Source organism: Synechococcus sp. MIT S9451 (genome assembly GCF_047304725.1).
Lineage (GTDB): Bacteria > Cyanobacteriota > Cyanobacteriia > PCC-6307 > Cyanobiaceae > Synechococcus_C.
This window is the reverse complement of sequence record NZ_CP138971.1, coordinates 688,139-704,837: the sequence shown is the minus strand read 5'-3', so window position 1 is coordinate 704,837 and position 16,699 is coordinate 688,139. Positions and strand designations below refer to the sequence as shown.

Here is a 16,699-nt window from a genome sequence, read left to right as displayed (position 1 = left end):
GTCGTCTGCCAATGCCGCTTGATTCCTGTTGGGCTGGTGCAGCATGGCTGTGAATGTTGCAGAGGTTGGCTGATGGGATTTGTTCAGAGCCTGCTGTCGGTGTTTCAGGACAAGCGGGAACTTCTGGATCTCAGCAGCTTCAACGATGAAGTGGCCTGGAACGTGGCGTGGACTCCGCTTGTGGGTGGAGGAACGAATTTCTGCACGCATCGGGCCACACGAACCAAAAGCCTGACGAGTTCCAGCCTCAGCTTCAAGACAACCCTCAGCGCGTACCTATTTTCTGCAGTGTTCCTTGCAGTTGGGTTGATCTCTGCGATTGCTTCTCTATCGACCGGAGGTGTGGACCCTGGCGCCTTCTTGATGTCTTTGCTGTTCCCGCTCTTGTTCGTGGCGATCGGGGCGTTTCTGATCTGGAGGATGCGCAGCAAGGAATGCTGTTTTGACCAGTTTTCAAGTCAGTTCATCCAGGGAACAACCGTTCACAACCTCAAGGAGGTTCATGCGATTCAGTTGATTCGTGAATATGTGCGTGGCAATAAGAGTTCCTATTACAGCTACGAACTCAATTTGGTTTGTCGCGACGGCAGCCGCTTGAATGTGACAGACCACGGCTCGCTCGCGGCGATTCGAGAGGATGCTCAGCTGCTTGGCAATTATCTCAATCGGCCTGTATGGGATGTGATTGATTTCCGTATCCCTGATGGCTTATCCGGTGGGGACGGCAAGTTTGAGGCTTTGAGAACGAACTTGTTTGAATGACTGGGATCATCGGAGGCCTCGAGGCATCACCAACCAGGGGTGATCTGGCGTTTCACGCCTTCATGGGTCATTTCGATTTCGGCTGCTGCCTGTTTGGCCTCATAGATGGCCCAGGTCTGCAGGCTGAAGACCACCAGAACAAGGATCTTGAGCACCAGCTGTAGTCCGCTTGGAACGACCACACACTACCGGTAGTGGCTCCCTTTGACTGTGTCGATTTATGCAAGTTGGTGGTGCTGTCTCCTACATGCTGCTGTCTCCTCGCGGCTTGCCTGGCGATGCCGGTTGCTCCGTGCCGGACACAATGGTGTTGAGCAGGGGTCAGGCGTCCGAGCTGTGGGCCGCGGCTGGGAACACACTTGCATGCGTTGACACCAGATCACATCACGATTTTGTCAATCTCAAGAGGGTTGAAGCTTGTTTAAAGGCCTAAATGATTATTTTTGCTTCATCAGTGGCTGAAAAGTTGGCGCTTAAGGCGAAGAATCAGATCAAAGCGGATCCGCAGGAGTAATCGAATCTTCAACCTATTTAGTCAATTTAACCCAATTTTTGCGTCTTTATTGTCTTCATGTGAATGCTTTTGGGATGGATCTTTGGCTGGTGCTCCAGTGAGCAAGGCCTCCTCTTCAAGAAGGCTGGACCGTTTAAGCGCCGAATACTGACGCTAAAGCAAGACTTTTGAGGTGTAATCCCTGTTTCCTTTCACTCGCTTCAGCAGGAATCTTGGCAAGGCTTTATTTGAGCAACAAAGTTTCTGCAGCTGGCCCAGGATTGCGAGCATTGTACTTCTTGATTCGGCAGGAGGAGTTGAATGGGCCGATGTTGCGTTTCTCTGTAGGGCAAAGCTCTTGGCCCCATTGGACGATTCGTCCAATCCCAGACTGGCTGCAGACCAATAGCTGCGCTACAAGGCCTCTGTCTGGCGTAGTCGCCCATGCCCCTTGTTCAGCGACTTGAGCAGGTCACCGACATCTCGGTCGACTTTGCCAAGTCTGGTGTTGAAACATCGCGCCTCTCTGATTTTCAGATGGAGACGATGAAAGAGACTGTTTTTGAGTTGCGTCAGGCCACTGGCGCTTATCTGGCCGTTTGCGGCAAGTATCTCTTTGAGTTAAAGGAGACTCTGCGCGGCAAGTCAAAGTCAAACCCGCGTGAATGGACGCAATTCAAGAAATCAGGCCTAGTCCCTTTCAGCGCTAAGGAGATTCAGGACCTTGCAAACTCATGGGAAAAGTGGCTGAGCACAACTGAGTTAGATGCAGATGCTTTCAACTTGATTGGTATCAGAACACTTTCGCGTGTGGCGAATGCAGATGACAAGACAAAGAAGGTTGTTGAAGGCAAGTTGCTCGCTGGTGAACGGGTGACAGAGGCTGATGTCAAGCAGTTGACCGGATGGAAGGCAAAGCTTTCCAAGCCATCTGTGATTGGGATTGATGACCTAATTTCTCAGTTTGAGCAGGTGATTTCTAAACAGTCGATCAGTCAGCTTAGGAGTCGCTGCCTACAGCTTAAAAAAACAAATCTTGAATTAGACCAACAAATCAAAGCTCTGAAAAGTCAGCTCAAGGAGAAGGCCTGAACCATGGTTGCTATTCCTTTTAATGGCGAGCCGGAGCGAGAGCTCTCCCTGCCGTTTGTATGTCAGTGTGATTTGTGTATGAAACAAAATGTCTACTCGTTGCATCTAGCCACGATCAAGAGGCAAATCCAGCTTTTCGGCGTCGAATCAGTTAGGCGGGTGGCTTGAGAAATGAAACTCTTGATGGAGACCATGCTTGCCACTTTTAAGGTCATCGGAAAGCTTTTTTATCTGCTGCTCTCGGCGATAAGAAATTTTGTCTTTGTTTATGCCGAAATTATCAATGCATTGATCCCTAAGCCTGTAGCTAAGGGGAAAGCCCACAAATAGTATTGAATGCTTAATTCGGATCTGGTGGTTAACCCAAGGCTCAGCATCCCGCGGGCTGAGTTGTCTTGGAAATTCTTCCGTTCGTCTGGTGCAGGAGGGCAAAATGTCAATAAAGTTGAAACTGCGGTTGAATTGTCTTGGAATATCTCTCAATCAGAGGCATTAGGACCATACCGAAAGCAAAGATTGTTGGAATTTTATGGTTCAAGGATTGTTGATGGTTGCTTGCGAATCTGTGTTTCTGAAGAGAGATCTCAATTTCAGAACCGTCAGATTGCCTTGAAGCGTTTGGCGGATTTGATTAGGGAGGCGATCAAGCCACCACCACCTCAGCGTAAAGAAACACGTCCAACTCGTAGTTCTAAACGCAAAAGGGTTGACGCCAAGAAAAAGCGTGGTGAAATCAAGAAAGGCAGACAGTCTCGCTACTCTTTTGATGACTGAATACACAAGCAGGTCTTCGATCAGCAAAACAGAGTTGTACAGAGCAACGATCTATATTTTCTTGATGTCAGCTTTGATCGCCTTGTTGATCGCCTGAATTGGATCTTTCTAGGTCGTGAGTCTTCTCAGAATCATCAAAGTGTGATGCGATGCTGCAGGCCAGATGTTGACTGAGACCAGATTGGGGGTCAATCCGTATTGATATCAATCTAAGGATGGTTTGTTCCCCTTCTTTCTTCTTGATCGAAATGTACGAACAGGTTGAATCAGCCCTCATGGTTTTGGAGGAAGAGCAGCGATTCAGGTTGTGATCCAGACTCGTCTCTAGCTTTTGTTCAGCAAAAAGGCTCGCCGAGAAGAATGATCCCTCTGGGTAACTCTTTCTGGGGCTGATGAATAATGATGGACTTCTTCTCCCCATCAGCTTGATAATGCTGCCGTATCGATAAAATAAGGGCATATGCTTCATCATTTTGAATCCTGCTAGTATCCGACGCTTTGTCTTCACTCTGATTACTGGATACCTGGCCATCTTTGGAATCCAGCATCTGCCTTATCAATTTGAGAATCAATGGTTGGTTCTCGTTCCTGTTCTCATTGTTGTTTATATTGTCACGGTGTGGCTTGATGGGCAGTTTTTCAAAGATCAATCTTCTGCGTCCGAGAGAAAAACGGCTGCCCCGAAGACAAGCAAGAAAAAAAGTTCTCCTTCGACGAAGGGCTTTGGCAGCTAAAAGATTTTTTGTTTCTAAAAGGTTACCCACCTCTGCATTGCTTTGTACAAGCAATATTGATTTTCACGTTTGCATCAACGTCATTTTTGTTGCTTGATGCCTGGGCGGCGTTGCCTTTGTCGCTGTTCTGTTGTGATGCATTTTTGGTTTTGATTCCTTGATTCCTTGATTCCTTGATTCCTTGATGGAAAAGATTTGATTGTTGTTGAAGACCATTTGCTCCTCCAGTCGCTTCTGCCAGGCCGTTGGCTGCTGGTGTTAACGAGCTTTGCAATCATGCTGCATTGATCAGTCAATTCGCTCGTCAATAAGCAGCCGTGCTCCTGTTTGAATTGCTAATCATTTCGGTGCAGCAGATTGGCTGGTGAGGCGAATTCTGCAATCCCTTGAATCTTGTGTGTTTGGGATTCCCTCAACATGGAGGATGATTTGAGTTGATGGCCTTAATCTCTACTCGGTGATCAATTTGGGCTAAAAAATTGATTGCCCTGAAAGTTTTGAGCCCTAACTAAGTCTGACGCCACGGCCTGTTGATCCACGTGCATCCCCACGTTTTGACTGCCTATGGCCACTTGGTTAAGCCACGGTTAACGTTGAATCAAGACGAGAGATGAGGGGGCTCTGATGGACTCCACGCCAGCAATGCCACGGCACACTCTTGGCCGCCTGGTTGGCCTGATGTCTCTCGAAGAGAGAGCGCGCAACTGTCGCTCCCGCTCCGAGGCTCAGGATTGCATTCGCAAGGCTGATGCCACGAAGCGTGAGCTTTGGGGCACGACAGAGGGCTCCATGGGTGGTCATTTCTGAGCAGCACTCAGCTTTCAGCGCAGGCTTGCGCCCGAGCTGTTGGCCGATGTTCTGAGAGTGGTGCTGCGCTAGGCAATGTTGCTTCGATTCGAGATTGTTGTCTCAGCTTTGATCTCTGCTTTGGCTTGTTGCCAGAGTCCTTCCAATTGCTTGATGCTTTGGCCCTGCAGGTTGCCTCCTAGGGCTGCTTCCACCCGAGAGAAACGGTCAAGGAATCTGTGGTTCGTGCCTGCTAGGCCTGTTTCGGGATTGAGGCCGCACCAGCGCGCCACATTCACCAAAGTGAAGAGCACGTCTCCCAGCTCGTCTTGGGCATGGCTGCTGTCGCCTGAGGCGACTGCTTCCTTCAGTTCATCGAGCTCTTCCTGCACTTTCTCCCATACGCCGGCCATGTCGTCCCATTCGAAGCCGGCTTTGGCGGCTTTTTTGGAGATTGTCATGGCTGCGGCCAGAGCGGGTTGTCCCCGCACCTTGCGGGCCAGTTGATCACTTAACGGACTTGGGGATGGCTTCTGCTTACCCGCTCGATCCGCCTGTTCTGCCGTTTTGACCGTTTCCCAGATGCGGCGCACCGCTTCGCTGTTGCTGGCTTCGCCATTGGCGAACACATGGGGGTGCCGGCGAATCAGTTTGTCGAGGATGGCGTCGGCCACGCCGTTCAGATTGAAGCGCTTGTGCTCATCGGCGATGCGGGCATGCAGCACCACCTGCAGCAGGAGGTCGCCCAGTTCCTCCCTGAGATCGACATCATCGCCGTGGCGGATTGCGTCAGCCACTTCATGGGCTTCTTCCAGCACGTAGGGCACCAGTGACTGGTGGGTTTGCTCGAGATCCCATGGGCAACCGCGATCGGGATCGCGCAAACGGGCCACCACCGCTTCCAGTTTCCGCAACGGATCAGGGTGGTTGGGAATGGCTGAGGTGTTGTCGGCCATGACGGTGGAGCACGCGATGCTTGCCGTTACCTTCTCATCGCCGCCTGTTCTGGCGGCGATGTCGGTGCCACTCCATCGGCAGGGGGTCGCCATCGAGCAGGAGATGGAGCCAGACACTGGCTTCCAGCCCCAGGACTGCTGCCATCACAGAGCCTGGGTGCTGCTGGACCAGCTGTTGCACCATTGCGCTGAGGGTGTTGAGGTCGGGGATCCCTAGCCCCGGGATGCTGCGCAGCAGCAGCCAGGCCATCAGACCAACAGCGACAAGCCACAGCACTCTCAAGCTCATACCGATCAATGGCCCGTGGGAGAACAGGGACCGATGGGGAATGAGGCGGCGGTAGGGCCACCAGATCATTCTGAGTGGCCCCCATCGATGCAGGGGTTTGGAGCGGGTGTCGAGGTCTGGTGATAACCACAAGCCCCCGATCAGGAAGCACAGTCCAGCGATGCATCCAGCCGGAATCCCCAGAACGGGCATGACCACCAACCCGAACGGAATACAGGCCAGGGCCGTGGCGCGGTCATGGTCACGGCCTTTGGCCACGGCGCTCAGGCAAAATGATCACAACGGGCGATTAGCTCAGCGGTAGAGCACCTCCCTTACAAGGAGATTGTCACTGGTTCGATCCCAGTATCGCCCACTTTCACTCGTCAGAATGGGCGAGACCATGCCAAAGAGGCCTGCGCTGATGCAGCTGCCAGCCCCTCGTTCTGTCGCTCTTGAGGCTGACCATCTCCGGGCCAAAGACCTCTGCTTCGCCTATGACGGCAAACAGGCGCTCGATCATGTGAGCTTCAGCTTGGTTCCCGGCAGCCTCACGGCACTGGTGGGTGCCAATGGTGCTGGCAAGTCGACTCTGCTTCATTTGCTTCAGGGTCAGCTCATGCCCACGGCTGGCAGCGTCTGGCTTGGCGAGCAGCCGATCCGCCGCTGTCGGCCCCGGGTGGCTCTCATGCCTCAGCGGGGCCGGATCGACTGGGCTTTTCCAATCACGGTGCGGGAGATGGTGGCACTAGGTCAGGTGCAGGCTCCCCGCAGCGTCTGCTGTGATGTTGCTGCAGCGCTGCAACGTGTTGGCTTGGAGGCGTTGGCGGGTCGCCGTCTCGATGCCCTGTCCGGCGGCCAACAACAGCGCACCCTGTTGGCCCGTGCCCTGATGCAGCCTGCTCGGGTTCTCCTGCTGGATGAACCCTGTGCCGCCATTGACCCCCCGGCTCGTCAGCAGTTGCTGCGTTTGATGCGCCAGCTTGCCGATGCGGGATACAGCCTGCTCGTGAGCAGTCACGACTGGGGCGAGGCTCTGGATGTGTACGACCGCGTGCTTGTGCTCGATCGCCGGCTGCTGGCAGACGGCACTCCGGCCGAGGTGCGGGGTGCGCTCACGGCACTCACCGATATGGGGAATCACGCCTGTGGTTGATGCGATGCCTTGGTGGGTTCTGCCGTTGCTGATGGCGCTGATGGTGGGGCTGCTCTGCCCGGCGACCGGAACGTTGCTGGTGACTCAGCGCCGATTGCTGCAGAGCAATCTGATTTCCCATGCTGTGCTGCCTGGGTTGGCGGTCGCCCTCGCCCTTGGTCTTGATCCGGCCCTCGGGGGTGTGCTCAGCGGAGTGCTCGGTGCTCTTGTGGCAGAGCGATTGCAGCGGCGCGATGGTCGCAGCCACGAAGCTGTGATCAACACTGTGCTGGCCGGTTTCCTCGGCCTGGGGGTGTTGTTGATCCCCCTGCTGAATCTGCGCCTTGATCTCGAGGCTGTTTTGTTCGGTGATCTTTTGGCCGTGGGCAGCAGCGATCTGTTGCGCACGCTGATCGCGGCTGCCTCACTGCTGCTGTTGGTGGTCTGCTCATACCGCAGCCTGGTTTACCTCGGGGTTGATCCCGATGGGGCCGCTGCCGTTGGCCTGCCTGTCCGCGGACTTCGTCTGGCGCTGGCCTTCGTGACTGCCCTGGTCGTGGTCAGCGCGATGGCGGCGGTGGGGGTGGTTTTGGTGATTGCCTTGCTCTGTGCGCCCGTGTTGCCTGGCCTGCATCGCGTTACCAGCCTGAGGGCAGCGATGTTGCGCTCTTCTCTGGTGGGGATGGCCCTGAGCGGTGCTGGCTTTGCTCTCGCCCTGTTGCTCAACCTGCCGCCAGGTCCGTTGATCGGTGTGGCCTGTCTGGGCCTTTTGCTGCCTGGATCAAGGATTCGCTGAGTTCCCAGAAACGTTTGCGCTGGGCGGCATCCCTGGCGGCCGCAGCCACAGGCTGGCGGCTGGGATGGCCGCGGAAACCACCGAGCCCATCCGGACCGTAATGCTCACCGCTTTGGGCTGAGGCCGCCGTAGCGGCATGCAATTGGGGTAGGGCTCCCATGGCTGCGCTCTGGAAGAGCGGGTCCATCAATCGATAGGCCAGGGGTTCGATCCAGGAGCCATTGGCCGCCACCGACGTGGGTTGGAGATTGGTGCGGGCCAGCCCTGGGTGCGCCGCCAAGGAACTGACGTTGCTCGCGCCTGCCCGTAGCCGTTGATCGAGCTCCAGGGCAAACATCACGTTGGCCAGTTTGCTCTGGCTATAGGCCTGCCATCGGTCATAGCGTTGCTCGCCGTTTGGATCGTCCCAGGCGATTTGGCCGAAATACTGCGCACCAGAGCTGACGGTGACCACCCTTGGATCCCGTTGCTGTTCCATCAGCGGCAGTAGGTCGATCGTGAGGGCCATCGGCCCAAGGTGGTTGGTGGCGAGTTGCAGTTCCAGGCCCTGACGACTGAGCATCCGCGGCGGTGCCATCACTCCGGCGTTATTGATCAGAAGGTCAAGGCGCCCGTAGCGGTTGTGCATCGTCTCCACGCAGCGGCTGACGCTGGTGAGATCGGCCAGGTCAAGCGCCACTAGATCGAGGGCCCCACCCTCGTTGTCCAGCAAAAGCTGCTGTTTTGCTTCCTCTCCTTTGCGCAGGTTGCGGCAGGCCATCACCACGGTGGCTCCCTTGCGCTGCAAGGCCCGTGCCGTTTCCAACCCCAGACCACTATTGGCCCCGGTGATCAGGGCAATACGGCCCTGCTGGTCGGGGATATCGGCAGCAGCCCAGCCCATGCAGTCGATCGAAAGCGACAGCCAGTCTGGCCAGCTGCGAGCGACGACTGCGGGGCGCAGTCAGTCTTCGGGGAACAGCAGAGCCGCGAGTTCGTCGGCATCCACGTCGTAGACACGGGCAAGGCTGGTCTCGATCGCACTGGTGACTTCACCGGGCAGGAAGCGCATCGAGTTCAGTGCGTCTTCTGTGATCTCATCGCTCAGCAAGATGTCCTCGCTGTCGAGCTTTTCGTCGTTGATCACCGCCATCACCCAGCTCTGATAGGCGTAGACAAGATCCGAAAACTCGAGTTCGGGATCGTTCAGATCCAGGGTCATCGGATGCGTTCAGCTCTCCACAGTTTGCCTTGTGAATTGCCGACAGGCAGCCTCGTCCGCACAGGTTGGTCTCGCTCTTTCCGTCAGGATGGAGGGATGAGCACGTCTCCTTCCACGCCGCCTGAACCGGTTCGGCTGCAGGCCACGCTGTTTGATTTCGCGGTTCTTGAGTTGATCCGCCAGCACCGTGAGAGTTTTGCGCCTCTCTGGACGGTGGACAGCTGGGCCAAGTTGTTGATCTGGCTGGCCCTGAATTGCGGCTTGTCTGGGGAGCGCGACAGCTTGGAGCATTTCGCCAGTGCCCTCGGTGCACCGCTCACCAGCCGTCTGCGCAGGGTGTTTTTCGAGCGAGATCTGGGTGATCTGGAGTTGCAAGTGCTAGCGGATCCGGCTGAACAGCAGGTGCTGGTGCTGCCCCAGGTGGCGGCTGATCCGGCGCTGCTGGAGATTGAGCGTGTGGCCAGGGCCCTTGAGCGGGTGGGTCTGCTGGATCGGGTGGTGCCGGATCGCAGCCGCTGGCAGCAGTTGGACGGTGTGGTGGCGATCCCGTGGCAGCACCTGGCCGTTGGATCCGACGCTGAGGAGGTTCGGGCATGACGCTGATCGGGCGCTACAGCAACGCTGGCTTCGAGGCGGTGGCCGATGGGGTGATGGCCTTTTTTGATCGTCGCAGTGATTTGCAGCGGCCTGGAGTGGCCTTTGGTCCTGGCGGTGCTGATGAACCGGCCAAGGTGTCGACCGACATCAGCCTCGTGGCGATCGATCGCAGCGATCCTGATGCCTTTGCTCTCTCGGAAGTGATTCTCAGGGGTGTGACGGCAGGGCTGGACCGCTACCTGCAGGAGCGGCCGCTGTTCCGTTCGGTTTGTCCCGATCAGGAGCTGTTCGTGATGCCGATTTTCAATCTGCAGCGCTATGCCCCTGGGGAGGGTTTCAAGCAGTGGCACTGCGACTGGACCATCAGTGATGAAGCCACTGAACCGGTGCATCGTGTGCTGGCCTGGATTCTCTACTGCGACACGGTTGCTGAGGCTGGTACTGAATTTCACTGGCAGGACCACCACGAGCCTGCGGAGCGGGGGAAGCTGGTGATCTTTCCGGCGGGGCCATCCCACATCCACCGCGGCCGCGTGAACGCCAGCTTCAGCAAGACGATCGCGACCGGTTGGATTAATGCCGGTTCCCGTGAGGCTTATCTCCGGCGCCTAGCCAAGGGCTGAGTGTCTGGCCAGTGGCAGTTCGCGCCCTAGCGATGCTTTGCGAGCATGGGCGGCTGTGTATGCACGCGTTTCGTGTCCGAGCTGGCCAAGACCTATGACCCGGTGGGCACCGAGGCCCGCTGGCAGCAGGCCTGGGAGGAGCAGGGAGCTTTTCACCCCGATCCCAAAGCGCCAGGTGAACCGTTCTCGGTGGTGATTCCGCCGCCGAACGTCACCGGCAGCTTGCACATGGGCCATGCCTTCAACACGGCTCTGATCGACACGATCGTGCGTTACCAGCGTTTGGCTGGGAAGAACGTGCTCTGCCTGCCGGGTACTGACCATGCCTCGATTGCGGTGCAGACCATCCTTGAGAAACAGCTCAAAGAGGAGGGCAAGACCCGTCACGATTTGGGGCGGGAGGCGTTCCTTGAGCGGGCCTGGGAGTGGAAGGCGGAGAGCGGCGGTCGGATTGTGGGCCAGTTGCGCCGTCTTGGTTATTCGGTCGACTGGCAACGCCAACGCTTCACCCTCGATGAGGGGCTGAGTGAGGCCGTGAAGGAGGCCTTTGTGCGGCTGCATGATCAGGGCCTGATCTACCGCGGTGAATACCTGGTGAACTGGTGCCCCGCCTCTGGTTCGGCGGTGAGTGACCTGGAGGTGGAGATGAAGGAGGTGGATGGTCACCTCTGGCATTTCCGATATCCATTGACGAGTGGTGAAGGCCATTTGGAGGTGGCCACCACCCGGCCCGAGACGATGCTTGGTGATACCGCGGTGGCGGTGAATCCCACCGACGACCGTTATGCCCATTTGGTCGGTCAGACCCTCACGCTTCCTTTCGTGGGTCGAGAGATCCCGATCGTGGCGGACGACCATGTTGAGAAGGACTTTGGCACCGGCTGCGTCAAGGTGACGCCCGCGCATGATCCCAACGATTTTGCGATTGGTCAGCGCCATCGTCTGCCTCAGATCACGGTGATGCGCAAGAACGGCACCATGAATCAGGAGGCTGGGCAGTTTGAGGGCCTGGACCGTTTCGAAGCTCGCAAGGCTGTGGTGGCCGGGCTTGAGCAGCTGGGTCTGCTGGTGAAGGTGGAGGATTATCGCCACAGCGTTCCCTACTCAGACCGCGGCAAAGTGCCGGTGGAGCCGCTGCTCTCCACCCAGTGGTTTGTGAAGACCGAGCCCCTCGCAGCTCGCTGCCGAGAGGCGCTGGAGAACCAGGACCCCCGTTTCATTCCTGAACGTTGGGAGAAGGTCTATCGCGACTGGCTCACCGACATCCGCGACTGGTGCATCAGTCGCCAGCTGTGGTGGGGCCATCGCATTCCCGCTTGGTTCGTGATCAGTGAGACCAACGGCAAGTACACCGACAGCACGCCCTATGTGGTGGCGCGGAACGAAGCCGAAGCCCTGGAGAAGGCCCAAGCGAAGTACGGCGAGGCTGCGGAGCTTGAGCAGGACGAGGACGTGCTCGACACCTGGTTTTCCAGCGGTCTTTGGCCGTTTTCCACGTTGGGCTGGCCGGATGCCGACAGTGCCGACCTCCAGCGCTGGTATCCGACCAGCACGCTGGTGACGGGCTTCGACATCATCTTTTTCTGGGTGGCTCGGATGACGATGATGGCCGGTGCCTTCACCGGTGAGATGCCCTTCAAGGATGTCTACATCCACGGCCTGGTGCGGGACGAGCAGAACCGCAAAATGAGCAAGAGCGCTGGCAACGGTATCGATCCGCTGCTGCTGATCGAGCGGTATGGCACCGATGCTCTGCGCTTTGCGCTCGTTCGCGAGGTGGCCGGCGCTGGACAGGACATCCGCGTCGACTACGACCGAAAGAAGGACACGTCCGCCACGGTGGAGGCCTCTCGTAATTTCGCGAACAAGCTTTGGAACGCCACCCGTTTTGCGCTGATGAATCTTGGCGGTGAGACGCCGGCCCAACTAGGGGATCCCGATCCAGCCGCACTGCAGCTTGCAGATCGCTGGATTCTCTCCCGGCTGGCGCGGGTGAACCGCGAAACGGCTGAGCGCTACGGCAGCTATGGCCTGGGAGAAGCGGCCAAGGGTCTCTATGAGTTTGCTTGGAACGATGTCTGCGACTGGTACCTGGAGTTGAGCAAACGGCGGCTCAACCCTGGTGAGAATTCCAGCGCCGAAGCGCTTGCCGACCAGCGCACGGCTCGGCAGGTACTCGCCAAGGTGATCAGCCAGATGCATCTGATGTTGCATCCGCTGATGCCGCACCTCACCGAGGAGCTCTGGCACAGCGTCACCGCGGCATCGGAGACCACGTTTTTGGCACTTCAGGCATGGCCGGCTGTGGATGAGGCAGCACTGGATGATGGCCTTGAGGCCTCGTTCACGGAATTGATTGGGGCGATTCGCGTGGTGCGCAACCTGCGGGCGGTGGCTGGCTTGAAGCCGTCGCAGTCTGTGCCGGTGCGTTTCGTGAGTGGCCGCGGCGATCTGGCAGCGATGTTGCAGCGGGGAACGGCCGATATCACCGCCCTCACCCGGGCTGAATCGGTGCAGGTGATGACGCCAGACCAGTCGGAAGCATCACCGGTGGCGAAGGCTCTGGCTGGTGTGAGCGGTGAGCTGCAGGTGTTGCTGCCGATTGAAGGCCTGGTGGACCTTGAAGCGCTAACGGCTCGCCTGGAGAAAGACATCTCCAAGGCTGAGAAGGAAATCAAGGGTTTGGCAGGTCGCCTTGGGAATCCCAACTTCGCTGATAAGGCACCGCCGGAGGTGGTGGCGGAATGCCAGGCCAATCTGGCGGAGAAGCAGGCTCAGGCGGATCTGGCCCGCAAACGCCTCGCCGATCTCAGCTGATCGTCTTCAGCAGAATCGATCTCTAGCCTGATGGGAGAGCTGAAGGCGACCGCTGAATTCCTCGCTGATTTCGGTTGAAGGGCTGAGCAAGACCTATCGGGTCGCCGACAAGCAACCTGGTCTCGCTGGCACCCTGCAGCATTTTTTGCGCCGTCGCCATCGTGAGGTGTCCGCGGTCAAGGGGGTGTCCTTTTCGATCGCTCCCGGTGAAATGGTGGGCTTTCTCGGCGCCAATGGTGCCGGCAAGACGACCACGCTCAAAATGCTGTGTGGTTTGATCCATCCCAGCGCCGGCGAGGTGTTGGTGGCTGGTCATCGACCCCAACGTCGCCATCCCGATTTTCTGCGACGCATCACGCTGGTGATGGGCCAGAAGCAACAGCTCATCTGGGACTTGCCGCCCATGGATTCGCTGCGGGTGAACGCAGCGGTGTACGGCATCCCTGATCGCGTTGCCCGCCGGCGGATCAACGAGCTCTCCGATCTGCTTGAGCTCGGCGAAGAGCTCACTCGTCCGGTGCGCAAGTTGTCGCTTGGACAGCGCATGAAGGCGGAGTTGCTGGCAGCCCTGCTGCATGAGCCGGAGGTGTTGTTTCTGGATGAACCGACTCTGGGGCTGGATGTGAACGCCCAGATGCGGGTGCGTCAGTTTCTGGCGGACTACAACCGGCGCACTGGAGCCACTGTTTTGCTCACCAGCCATTACATGGCTGACATCACGGCACTGTGCCCACGGGTGATGCTCATCCACCAGGGGCAGCTGTTCCACGATGGTGCTTTGGATCGTTTGGCCAGTCGTTTGGCGCCGGAGCGCCATGTGCGGCTTGAGTTGGAACAGCCGGCTCCAGCGGAGGCCTTCGCCGCTTTGGGGCAGCTTGACCGTCTTGAAAACTGCGAGGTCAACCTCAGGGTGGACCCTGCTTTGCTCACCAGCGTGTTGGCTCAGATCCTTGAGCGCTTTGAGGTTCGGGATCTGGAAGTGAATGATCCACCGATCGATCAGCTGATCGGTGAGTTGTTCCGTCAGGGGAGTCTCTGATGAGGATCTTCGGGCTCAACTGGCGCATCATTCGGGCGCTGTTGAGCAGTCAATACGCGCACATGCTGGAGTACCGAGCCGAGATCGCCCTCTGGGCTCTCTCTGGAGTGCTGCCCTTCATCATGCTCAGCCTCTGGAGCGGCAGTGCGGCGCGGGCCGAGCTGGGGTTGGACGGAGTCGCTCTGGACCGGTATTTCCTCAGTGCTTTTCTGGTGCGCCAGTTTTCGGTGGTGTGGGTGGTTTACGCCTTTGAGGAGGATGCGCTGTTGGGAAGGTTGTCGCCATACCTGTTGCAGCCCTTGCATCCTCTCTGGCGCTATGTGGCTGCGCATCTTGGCGAACAGCTCACGCGCTTGCCCTTTGCAGCGTTGATCGCTGCGCTGTTCTTTTTGATTCAGCCCCAGGCGTTCTGGGTGCCCTCTCTCGGAGGCTTGTTACTGGCTTGGATGGCCACTTGGATGGCGTTTGCGATCGCTTTTTTGCTCCAGAGCCTGATCGCCTCTCTCTGTTTCTGGAGTGAGAAAGCCACAGCTCTGGAGCGCTTGTTGTTTCTTCCTTTCCTGTTCTTTTCAGGGCTGCTCGCTCCGCTGACGGCCTTTCCCCCAGCTGTTCGGGCGTGGGTGCAGTGGACCCCTTTCCCCTATCTGATTGATTTTCCTGCTCGGGTGCTCTCGGGGGATTCGGTCAATTTGGCTGGGGGTTTTGCAGCACAGCTGGGCTGGGTGCTGCTGCTGCTGCCGTTGGTGTTGTTGCTGTGGCGAGCCGGCGTGCGGCGCTACAGCGCCATGGGGGCTTGAGATGGGGCGTTACTGGCGCACCTTGCGACGTTTCTGGGGAACGGCTTTGGCAACCCAGCTGGAGTATCAGGCGAATGCGCTGATCGAACTGTTGGCGGTGGCCTTGAGCCTGGGCGGCAGCCTGCTGCTGTTATCCCTCTTTTTTGGCCCAGGCCGTGAGCTTGGTGGATGGAGCTGGAACCAGGCCCTGATGGTGCAGGGGTTTTACACCGTGTTTGATGGCATGAGCAGTGCCTGGCTGCGGCCCAATCTCGGCTCGATCGTGACCCATGTGCGTGAGGGCACTCTGGATTTCGTGCTGCTCAAGCCGATCGACAGTCAGTTTTGGGTGTCGCTGCGGACGTTTGCTCCCGCGGGCTTGTCGGAAGTGGTTCTTGGGCTGGGCCTGGCGGGCTGGGGAGCGCACCAATCCGGTGTTGTGTTCACGCCAGCTGTGTTGGTCACTGTGCTGGTGATGTTGGTGGTTGGTGGTGTGATTCTCTATTCCCTGTGGTTCCTGATCGCAGCCACAAGCATCTGGTTCGTGAAGACCTGGAATGCCACGGAAGTACTGCGCGCTCTGTTGGCCTCGGGCCGTTATCCGATCGAGGCCTACCCCGCACCGCTGCGGCTCCTGTTCACCTTGGTGCTGCCGGTGGCGTTTCTCACCACCGTCCCGGCGGAGGTGTTGTTGGGCCGGGCCTCACTGCCGTTGTTGGCCTTAGGGATCATTTTGGCCGCTGGATTCTTCACCGCTGCACGTGGTTTCTGGATGTTTGCTTTGCGTCACTACACCTCAGCATCGAGTTAGCCGGAATGGAGCTCGTTGCTCTTTTGAAGGGAGGGTTGGCTGGGTGCTTGATGCTGGCTTCATGCTGTTTGGCTTGATCCCGTCTGATCGCCTCGATTCAGTGACTGAGTGATTGCGTTTGAATCGGAGCCCGGTGCTGGATACAACGTTGTGCAATTAAAGGCAAAATCGGCACCGCTGCGCTGAACAACGGCAGCAATATCGAGAAAGATCGATTGCTGAATATCAAGCCAGTCTTTCCATATCGTAGTTTTTGTGAAGCAGTAAACCATCATGTTGATCGACGATGCATCCCATTCGTTGAAGTTGACGAGTATTGACTGGCTTTGGTCGATATCTGGATGCTGTTGCAAGAGGCTGCGAACTTCTTGGGTGATGCCATTAATTGCTCCAAGATCTTCATAGCGAAGACTGATGTTCGCGAGAATCCTGCGGTTGTACATTTCGCCAGGATTTTGAATTGGATTGGTTGCAAATAAAGAGTTCGGAATGTAAAGAGGTCGGCGATCAAAGGTGCGAATTCGTGTGTAGTACCAGCCAATCTTTTCAACTGTTCCTTCCAGATTGTTGGCGTTGATCCAGTCGCCTTCCCTGAAGGGCCGATTAAAAAACAGCATGAAGCCAGAGAGGAAGTTCTGGCTGATCTGCTGGGTAGCAAAGGAAAAGCCGATGCCAGCGCCGCCGAGCATCGTGGCAATGGCTCCAGAGGGAACCCCAAAGTTCACCATCAGGGCTGCAGTGGCGATCACAAGTACCACAATTGTGTAAAGCCTGCTCATCACATTGATCAGCATTGACTCATCTTGCTGATCTTCGATTTGGATCCAGCGCCGCATCGATGCCGACAGCAGTACGGTCTGGCCAACATTCATCACGGCCCAGGTGATGCTGGCGATTACCAGGGTTGTGGAGATCCGGTTGACTTCAGCTTGAACCAGCAGCCCCAGCCCGAGGTCTTCATTGAGCTGATGAATGATCCAGCTCGCATACAGCGAGACCCCAAGCCCAAACAGAACAGGACGTCTGAGTGCTGCCGCGA

General features: G+C 57.2%; 20 protein-coding genes and 1 tRNA gene. 13 read left to right on the top strand and 8 right to left on the bottom strand.

Annotated elements, in window-relative coordinates; genetic code table 11:
- The first annotated feature begins 72 nt into the window (after window positions 1-72).
- Entirely contained in the window at window positions 73-762 is a 690-nt protein-coding gene (locus SIB72_RS03740; RefSeq protein WP_413744640.1) for a hypothetical protein, read from the top strand.
- Window positions 763-788: 26 nt separating this feature from the next.
- On the opposite strand, the gene SIB72_RS03735 is transcribed toward SIB72_RS03740, so the two are convergent.
- Entirely contained in the window at window positions 789-944 is a 156-nt protein-coding gene (locus SIB72_RS03735; RefSeq protein WP_170953800.1) for a hypothetical protein, read from the bottom strand.
- 755 nt (window positions 945-1,699) lie between these two features.
- Between SIB72_RS03735 and SIB72_RS03730 the strand changes: the two genes are divergently transcribed.
- Window positions 1,700-2,347, top strand: a complete 648-nt coding sequence (locus SIB72_RS03730; protein WP_413744639.1) for a hypothetical protein — start codon at window positions 1,700-1,702, stop codon at window positions 2,345-2,347.
- A gap of 336 nt (window positions 2,348-2,683) precedes the next feature.
- Window positions 2,684-3,121, top strand: coding sequence for an alternative ribosome rescue aminoacyl-tRNA hydrolase ArfB (gene arfB, locus SIB72_RS03725; protein WP_413744638.1), 438 nt, complete (start codon window positions 2,684-2,686; stop codon window positions 3,119-3,121).
- Window positions 3,122-3,456: 335 nt separating this feature from the next.
- On the opposite strand, the gene SIB72_RS03720 is transcribed toward arfB, so the two are convergent.
- Both SIB72_RS03720 and SIB72_RS03715 read right to left on the bottom strand, forming a co-directional pair.
- Complete coding sequence (locus tag SIB72_RS03720) at window positions 3,457-3,885, bottom strand: hypothetical protein (protein ID WP_413744637.1); 429 nt, start codon at window positions 3,883-3,885, stop codon at window positions 3,457-3,459.
- Entirely contained in the window at window positions 3,878-4,129 is a 252-nt protein-coding gene (locus SIB72_RS03715) for a hypothetical protein (RefSeq protein WP_413744636.1), read from the bottom strand. Before SIB72_RS03715 ends, SIB72_RS03720 begins: the two co-directional genes overlap by 8 nt.
- Window positions 4,130-4,497: 368 nt before the next feature.
- On the opposite strand from SIB72_RS03715, the gene SIB72_RS03710 reads away from it, so the two are divergent.
- Window positions 4,498-4,662 (top strand): hypothetical protein, encoded by a 165-nt coding sequence (locus SIB72_RS03710; protein WP_413744635.1) that lies wholly within the window; start codon window positions 4,498-4,500, stop codon window positions 4,660-4,662.
- Window positions 4,663-4,730: 68 nt separating this feature from the next.
- Here SIB72_RS03710 and mazG read toward each other — a convergent pair whose 3' ends face one another.
- Both mazG and SIB72_RS03700 read right to left on the bottom strand, forming a co-directional pair.
- Window positions 4,731-5,597 carry a nucleoside triphosphate pyrophosphohydrolase gene (gene mazG / locus SIB72_RS03705; RefSeq protein WP_413745033.1) on the bottom strand — a complete coding sequence of 289 codons (867 nt, stop codon included), beginning with the start codon at window positions 5,595-5,597 and terminating at the stop codon, window positions 4,731-4,733.
- A 34-nt stretch (window positions 5,598-5,631) separates the two neighbouring features.
- Window positions 5,632-6,144: a metal-binding protein gene (locus SIB72_RS03700; protein WP_413744634.1), complete on the bottom strand. Its 513-nt coding sequence runs from the start codon at window positions 6,142-6,144 to the stop codon at window positions 5,632-5,634.
- Window positions 6,145-6,169: 25 nt separating this feature from the next.
- Here SIB72_RS03700 and SIB72_RS03695 point away from each other — a divergent pair.
- From SIB72_RS03695 to SIB72_RS03685, 3 genes are all read left to right on the top strand, one after another.
- A tRNA-Val gene (locus SIB72_RS03695) sits at window positions 6,170-6,241 on the top strand.
- A gap of 48 nt (window positions 6,242-6,289) precedes the next feature.
- On the top strand, window positions 6,290-7,021 hold the full coding sequence (locus SIB72_RS03690) for a metal ABC transporter ATP-binding protein (protein WP_413744633.1): 732 nt from the start codon (window positions 6,290-6,292) through the stop codon (window positions 7,019-7,021).
- Between the two features lie 4 nt (window positions 7,022-7,025).
- On the top strand, window positions 7,026-7,796 hold the full coding sequence (locus tag SIB72_RS03685; RefSeq protein WP_413744632.1) for a metal ABC transporter permease: 771 nt from the start codon (window positions 7,026-7,028) through the stop codon (window positions 7,794-7,796).
- Here SIB72_RS03685 and SIB72_RS03680 read toward each other — a convergent pair.
- Both SIB72_RS03680 and SIB72_RS03675 read right to left on the bottom strand, forming a co-directional pair.
- Complete coding sequence (locus SIB72_RS03680; protein ID WP_413744631.1) at window positions 7,723-8,679, bottom strand: oxidoreductase; 957 nt, start codon at window positions 8,677-8,679, stop codon at window positions 7,723-7,725. The two genes, SIB72_RS03685 and SIB72_RS03680, sit on opposite strands and share 74 nt — an antisense overlap.
- 60 nt (window positions 8,680-8,739) lie before the next feature.
- Window positions 8,740-8,997 carry a hypothetical protein gene (locus SIB72_RS03675; protein ID WP_115019772.1) on the bottom strand — a complete coding sequence of 86 codons (258 nt, stop codon included), beginning with the start codon at window positions 8,995-8,997 and terminating at the stop codon, window positions 8,740-8,742.
- Between the two features lie 96 nt (window positions 8,998-9,093).
- On the opposite strand from SIB72_RS03675, the gene SIB72_RS03670 reads away from it, so the two are divergent.
- From SIB72_RS03670 to SIB72_RS03645, 6 genes are all read left to right on the top strand, one after another.
- A complete protein-coding gene (locus SIB72_RS03670) occupies window positions 9,094-9,594 on the top strand; it encodes a protein phosphatase (protein ID WP_115119398.1) in 501 nt (166 codons plus the stop codon).
- Window positions 9,591-10,217 (top strand): 2OG-Fe(II) oxygenase, encoded by a 627-nt coding sequence (locus tag SIB72_RS03665; RefSeq protein ID WP_115119146.1) that lies wholly within the window; start codon window positions 9,591-9,593, stop codon window positions 10,215-10,217. The genes SIB72_RS03670 and SIB72_RS03665 overlap by 4 nt, the downstream gene beginning before the upstream one ends.
- A gap of 72 nt (window positions 10,218-10,289) precedes the next feature.
- Window positions 10,290-13,034, top strand: coding sequence for a valine--tRNA ligase (locus SIB72_RS03660; protein ID WP_413744630.1), 2,745 nt, complete (start codon window positions 10,290-10,292; stop codon window positions 13,032-13,034).
- A gap of 64 nt (window positions 13,035-13,098) precedes the next feature.
- Window positions 13,099-14,073: an ATP-binding cassette domain-containing protein gene (locus SIB72_RS03655; protein ID WP_413745032.1), complete on the top strand. Its 975-nt coding sequence runs from the start codon at window positions 13,099-13,101 to the stop codon at window positions 14,071-14,073.
- Window positions 14,073-14,870, top strand: a complete 798-nt coding sequence (locus tag SIB72_RS03650; protein ID WP_413744629.1) for an ABC transporter permease — start codon at window positions 14,073-14,075, stop codon at window positions 14,868-14,870. The genes SIB72_RS03655 and SIB72_RS03650 overlap by 1 nt, the downstream gene beginning before the upstream one ends.
- A 1-nt stretch (window position 14,871) precedes the next feature.
- On the top strand, window positions 14,872-15,660 hold the full coding sequence (locus SIB72_RS03645) for an ABC transporter permease (RefSeq protein ID WP_115119142.1): 789 nt from the start codon (window positions 14,872-14,874) through the stop codon (window positions 15,658-15,660).
- 59 nt (window positions 15,661-15,719) lie between these two features.
- On the opposite strand, the gene SIB72_RS03640 is transcribed toward SIB72_RS03645, so the two are convergent.
- Complete coding sequence (locus SIB72_RS03640; RefSeq protein ID WP_371410852.1) at window positions 15,720-16,532, bottom strand: mechanosensitive ion channel family protein; 813 nt, start codon at window positions 16,530-16,532, stop codon at window positions 15,720-15,722.
- Between the last annotated feature and the right edge of the window lie 167 nt (window positions 16,533-16,699).